At 65.2% G+C, this 5,633-nt stretch carries 5 protein-coding genes; 2 read left to right on the top strand and 3 right to left on the bottom strand.

Annotated elements, in window-relative coordinates; all coding sequences use genetic code 11:
• Window positions 1-689, bottom strand: a 689-nt coding sequence (locus VLE48_03790; GenBank protein ID HSA92109.1) for a hypothetical protein, incomplete at its 3' end; no start/stop codon positions are given.
• A gap of 213 nt (window positions 690-902) precedes the next feature.
• On the opposite strand from VLE48_03790, the gene VLE48_03785 reads away from it, so the two are divergent.
• Complete coding sequence (locus VLE48_03785; protein HSA92108.1) at window positions 903-1,463, top strand: superoxide dismutase family protein; 561 nt, start codon at window positions 903-905, stop codon at window positions 1,461-1,463.
• A gap of 148 nt (window positions 1,464-1,611) precedes the next feature.
• The gene (locus VLE48_03780) at window positions 1,612-4,413 is read left to right on the top strand and encodes an AMP-binding protein (GenBank protein HSA92107.1); all 2,802 of its coding nucleotides are present in this window, start codon (window positions 1,612-1,614) and stop codon (window positions 4,411-4,413) included.
• A gap of 93 nt (window positions 4,414-4,506) precedes the next feature.
• Here the strand turns inward: VLE48_03780 and xerC are convergent, their stop codons facing one another.
• Both xerC and VLE48_03770 read right to left on the bottom strand, forming a co-directional pair.
• Window positions 4,507-5,430, bottom strand: a complete 924-nt coding sequence (gene xerC / locus VLE48_03775) for a tyrosine recombinase XerC (GenBank protein HSA92106.1) — start codon at window positions 5,428-5,430, stop codon at window positions 4,507-4,509.
• Window positions 5,427-5,633, bottom strand: a 207-nt coding sequence (locus tag VLE48_03770) for a tyrosine-type recombinase/integrase (GenBank protein HSA92105.1), incomplete at its 5' end; no start/stop codon positions are given. The genes VLE48_03770 and xerC, both read right to left, overlap by 4 nt.

Here is a 5,633-nt window from a genome sequence, read left to right as displayed (position 1 = left end):
ACCTTCTGCTCGATCGAGAAGGCCATGTTGTCGCGCAGGTAGTCGAAGCCGAGCTCGTTGTTGGTGGCATACACGACGTCGCAGGCGTAGGCCTCGCGCTTGGCCGCCGGCGGCATGCCGGGCACGACGACGCCGACGGTGATGCCGAGCGCTTCGTAGATCGGCCGCATCCACTCGGCGTCGCGGCGCGCCAGGTAATCGTTGACCGTCACCACGTGAACACCGCGGCCGGTCAGCGAATTCAGGAACACGGCGAGCGTGGCGACCAGCGTCTTGCCTTCGCCGGTCTTCATTTCCGCGATCTTGCCCTGATGAAGCACCATGCCGCCGATAAGCTGCACGTCGAAGTGGCGCATGTTGAGGGTGCGGCGGCCGGCCTCGCGCACTACGGCGAAGGCTTCAGGGAGGAGGTCGTCAAGGGCTTCGCGCTCGGCGCGGCGCAATTCGTCCTGGGCGCGATCCACTTCATCCGGGCCCAGCTCGCGGGCGCGCTCGATCCCGGCCGTATACGGTTCCAAATGCTTGCGGATGCGTTCGCGGAACTCCTCGGTCTTGGCGCGCAAGTCGGCGTCCGAGAGGCGCTCGATCTCGGGCTCGAGCGCATTGATGCGCTCGACCGCGGGCTGGAGACGCTTGAGCTCCCGCTCGTTACGGGTGCCGATGACCTTGGCCAGCAGGACGTTGAGCAATCGGAACTTCCTTCAGCAGGCACAGGCGTGCCCAGAAGACAGCGTAACACATTGGATGCGCGAGGCCCGGAGAGGGTGCGGGACCGGCTATCGGCCCTTGGTCATTGGCTTTTGGCTATTGGCCACCCACTTCTGAGCGGCGTTCGCCGACACGAGCGACGCGCTAGAATAGCGGTCTGTCGGAAAGCAATCCTCTACGAACGGAGCAAGACGATGAAAGCAGGGATTCGGGTACTTTTCGTCCTTACGATCGCCGTGGGGATGGTATGGGCAGGGTCCAAACCCGCACAAAAGACTGTGGAACTGAAGGACGCGAAAGGCGAGAGCGTGGGCACGGCCACACTGGTGATGAAAGACCACGCAGGAGTGGCCATTACGCTGAACCTCAAGAACCTGCCGCCGGGTGAGCACGCTATCCACATCCATCAGAACGCCAAGTGCGAGGCCGACCCGGCTGCGCCGCAGGACGCGTTCAAGTCCGCCGGCGGGCACTTCAACCCTGCCGGTAAGAAGCATGGCCTGGAGAACCCGGAAGGACACCACAACGGCGACATGTACAACATCACCGTGGACAAGGATGGCCGGTGCTGCACCAAGGACAATGTCAGGCACGGTCTGCTGAATGACCAGGTAACGCTGGAGGAAGGGCCGCCGAACTCGCTCTTCGCCAACGGCGGGACGGCGCTGGTGATCCACGAGAAGGCCGATGACATGAAGTCCGATCCGGCGGGCAACGCCGGGCCGCGCATCGCGTGTGGGGTGATCACGAAGTAGCTGCTCGCTCCGACTTTTTGCCCTTAGCTGCGCCAGTCGACCGCTTGTGACAATCGCCCGATTGTCACTCCGCGGCTGGCCTTCACCTCAGCGCAGGCGTAGCATCTAACCGTCCATGGGCCGGAGTTCGTCCAATTCGGATGTAGCCGTGCTCACGCCGGAGGCTCCGGCGGCGTCGGCAGGAGCGGCGAATTTCTACCGCCGGTTCCTGGAGTCGGTGGAGCGCTGGCCGGATTGCGTAGCGGTGGAGATGCAGCGCTCCGATCCGGCGAAGCCGCCGGAACGTCACACCTACGCCGGCTTGCGTCGGGAAGCGGAGTCCATCGGACGCTGGCTTGGGGAGCAAGGTCTGGAGCGGGGCACGCGGTGCGCCATCCTGGCGTCGAATGGACCGCGCTGGGTGGCTGCCTACCTTGGCACGGTGGCTGCAGGCATGGTGGCAGTGCCGCTGGACATCGCCCTCAAGCCGGAGCAGGTGGCACGCCTGCTGGCCGACAGCGGCAGCGCGGTGCTGTTCGTGGATGCGCGACACGTGGCGGCCGGAGAGCACGCGGCTGCAGGACTGCACTGCCGGCTGGTCCTGCTCGAAAGGGACCCGACGGCCAAGAGCGCTCAGCCCGATGTCGACCAGATGCTCGCGGCCGGCCCGGGCGACTTCGCTCCCGTCGCCACCGCGCTGGATGAGACGGTCCTGCTGCTCTACACCTCGGGCACGACGGCGGATCCCAAGGGCGTCGTACTCACCAATGACAACCTGCTGGCGGAGGTGGAAGCGGTTTTCCATTTCATTCGCATCACGCCGCAGGATTCCATCCTGGGTGTGCTGCCGCTGTTCCACGCGCTGGCGCAAATGGCCAACCTGCTGCTGCCGTTCGCCGCGGGCGCGCGGGTGGTCTACCTGGAGCAATTGAACACCAGCGAACTGATGCGTGCGCTGCGCGAGCGCGACGTCACGCTGTTCTGCTGCGTGCCGCAGTTCTTCTACCTGATTCACGAGCGCATCCTGAAGCAGGTGAAGGAGCGAGGCGCGCCGGCGCAAGCCGCCTTCCGGGGGCTCATGGGCGTTTCGCGTCTGGGGCGCCGCCTGGGCATCAACCTGGGAAAAGTGTTCTTCAAGAAGGCGCACCAGGCGCTGGGGACACACATGCGTTTCCTGATCACCGGCGGCTCGCGCTTCGACGCCGCCATCGGACGCGACCTGGAAGCCATGGGCTTTGACATCCTGCAGGCCTACGGACTGACGGAAACTTCCGGCGGAGCGTTCGCTACACCGATCGGGCGGAACGTGATCGGGTCGGTGGGCAAGCCGCTCGACGGAGTGGAAGCGAGGCTGGATAACGCGGAGGTGCGCGAGGATGAAGAAGGGCCGGCGTCGGGCGAGATCCTGATCCGCGGCCGCCTTGTGATGAAGGGTTATTACAAGCGCCCGGAGGCCACGTCAGAAGTGCTACGTGACGGTTGGCTCCACACCGGTGACCTGGGCTACTTCGACGCGGATGGCAACCTCTTCATCACCGGACGGAAGAAGGACGTGATCGTCCTCAGCTCGGGCAAGAACATCTACCCGGAGGAGGTCGAGGCGCACTACGAGCAATCGCCATGGATCAAGGAAGTTTGCGTGCTGGGCCTGGAAAGCCGGCCGGGCGAACCGTTCGCGGAGCGGCTGCACGCCGTGGTCGTGCCCAACTTCGAGCTGCTCAAGCAGAAGAAGATCGTGAACACGCGCGAAGTCATCCGCTTCGACCTGGATGGGCTGTCGGCGCAACTGGCCGCGGCCCGGCGCATCCTGAGCTACGACCTGTGGCAGGAAGAGCTGCCGCGCACCACCACGCGCAAGCTGAAGCGCTACCAGATCCGCAAGCGGGTGCTGGAGGGCGCGGCGACCGCCGAGGCCGAAGGTGCGCCGGCGCGCGAGCTTTCCACCGAAGACGCGGCCTGGCTGGACGAACCCGAAGTGCAGCGCGCCCTGCGAGTGGTGCGGGAAGCGGCGCGCGAGAAGAAGGAGTCCGTCCATCCCCACGACAATCTGGAGCTCGACCTCGGTCTGGACTCCATGGAGCGGGTGGAACTGCTGGTAGCGCTGGAGCAGGAGCTCGGAGCCTCGGTGGACGACTCGGTGGTCTCCGAGGTTTACACCGTGCGCGACCTGATCGAAGCCGTGCGCAAGGGCATGAGCGCGGGAGGCGCGAAGCGCGCTGCCTTCCCCGGATGGGAAGCCATCCTGGCCACGGACACCGACGACCCCGAAGTCACCGCCATCACGAAGCCGCGGCCGATCTCGACGGCGCTGATCTTCCTGCTGGGGCGCGCCGTCAACCTGTTTCTGCGTGACGCTTTCCGGTTGAAGGTCACGGGCATGGAGAAACTGCCGAAGCACGGGCCCTTCCTGCTCTCTCCCAATCACCAGAGCTACCTGGAAGCGCCCCTCCTGCCGACCCTGCTGCCCTGGAGCCTGTGGAACGAGATGTTTTACGTGGGGACGAGCGAGATTTTCGGCGAAGGGATCTTCCGGCGGATCGCGCGCGCCATCAAGCTGATTCCGGTGGACCCGGACGCGAATCTGGTGCGGGCCATGCGGGCGGGCGCGTACGGCTTGCGCCGCGGCAAGGTGCTCGCCCTGTACCCCGAGGGCGAGCGCTCCATCGACGGGCGTCCGAAGACGTTCAAGAAGGGCGCCGCCATCCTTTCCTACCATCTGCAGGTGCCCATCTATCCGGTGGCGGTCGAGGGCTTCTACGACGCGTGGCCACGCGGCAAGCCATTTCAGAAGTTCGCCGAGCTGAAGATTGCGTTCGGCGATCCTATCCATCCGCCCAAGAAGGGCGGCAACGCGGAAGTGGTCTACGAACAGATGACGCGCGAGCTGCGGGCGCGCGTGGTCGCCATGTGGCTTAAGCTGCGCGGAGAAGAACCGGATCAAGCCGAGCAATTAGGCCAAGCGGCGGATTGAAATACTCTAACCACAGAGGTCACAGAGGACCCCAGGAAAACTCAGGGGCTGTCTTCCCCTGTGTGTCTCTGTGTCCTCTGTGGTTAGTTGGTCTTACTTGGCCCGGGGATGGGTGTCGTCGTACACCTTCAGCATGTGCTTGACGGAGAGCTGGGTGTAGCGCTGGGTGGTGGCGAGGCGCTCGTGACCGAGCAGCTCCTGGATGGCGCGCAGGTCGGCGCCTTCTTCCAGCATGTGGGTGCCGAAGGCGTGGCGCAGAGTGTGCGGGTGGACGTCGGCGGAGAGGCCGCGGGCCAGCGCGATGCGCTTCACGATGCGGCCTACGCTGCGGGTGGTGATCCGGCTGCCGCGACGATTGATAAGCAGCGCAGAGCAGGAACGCTTGACTGCGGCGAGCTTCTCCCGCCGGGCCGGCAAGTAAGCCGTGAACGCGGCGCGGGCCACCTCGCCGAACGGAACTAGACGTTCTTTTTTCCCTTTGCCGCGGACCAGCAGGGCCTCGTTGGACCACTGCACATCCTCGAGGTCCAGACCGACCAGCTCGGAGTTGCGCAAGCCACATCCGTAAAGCAGTTCAAGGATGAGGTGGTCACGCTCCGGGAAGGCGGTTTCTTCCTTCATGGGCGCGTCGAGCATGGAGTTCATCTCTTCGACGGTGGGGACGCGCGGCAGCTTCTTGGGCAGGCGTGGCGTCGAGACCAGAGCGGCGGGGTTTTGATCCACCATGCCCTCGCGCGCCATCCAGCGGTAGAGCGAGCGCAGAGCCGCCAGGGCGCGCGCCACCGAGGTCTTGCTGAGTCCCTCATCGTACAGGTGCGAAAGAAAGGCGCGGATGCGCAGGTGGTCGACAGCGGGCCAGTCGGCGCCGGCCCCGGCCCAGGCCGCGAACCGCTCAAGATCCTGGCGATAGGCGCGCAGCGTGTGCCGCGAAGCTCGGCGCTCCGATTCCAAAGAGCGCAGGAAGCGGACGATGGCGCGTGGAATCGGACCACTCGGACTCGATTTCTTCTTGCTCATTTCTTCTCCTGCGTGGTGACGGCTTTCATTCCGGCCCGGGCGCGCGCGCGCGGATGGTGGCTGCGGTACACGTGCTTCAGTCGGTCGAGCGCGACGTGCGTGTAGACCTGGGTGGTGGAGATATCGGCATGGCCCAGGATGGACTGCACGGTGCGCAGGTCGGCGCCGCCTTCCACCATGTGGGTGGCGCAACTGTGGCGGAG

This window comes from Terriglobales bacterium, assembly GCA_035454605.1.
Taxonomy (GTDB): domain Bacteria; phylum Acidobacteriota; class Terriglobia; order Terriglobales; family Acidobacteriaceae; genus DATMAB01.
Note: the sequence above shows the minus strand (reverse complement) of the source record. Positions and strands in the feature narration are given on the sequence as shown.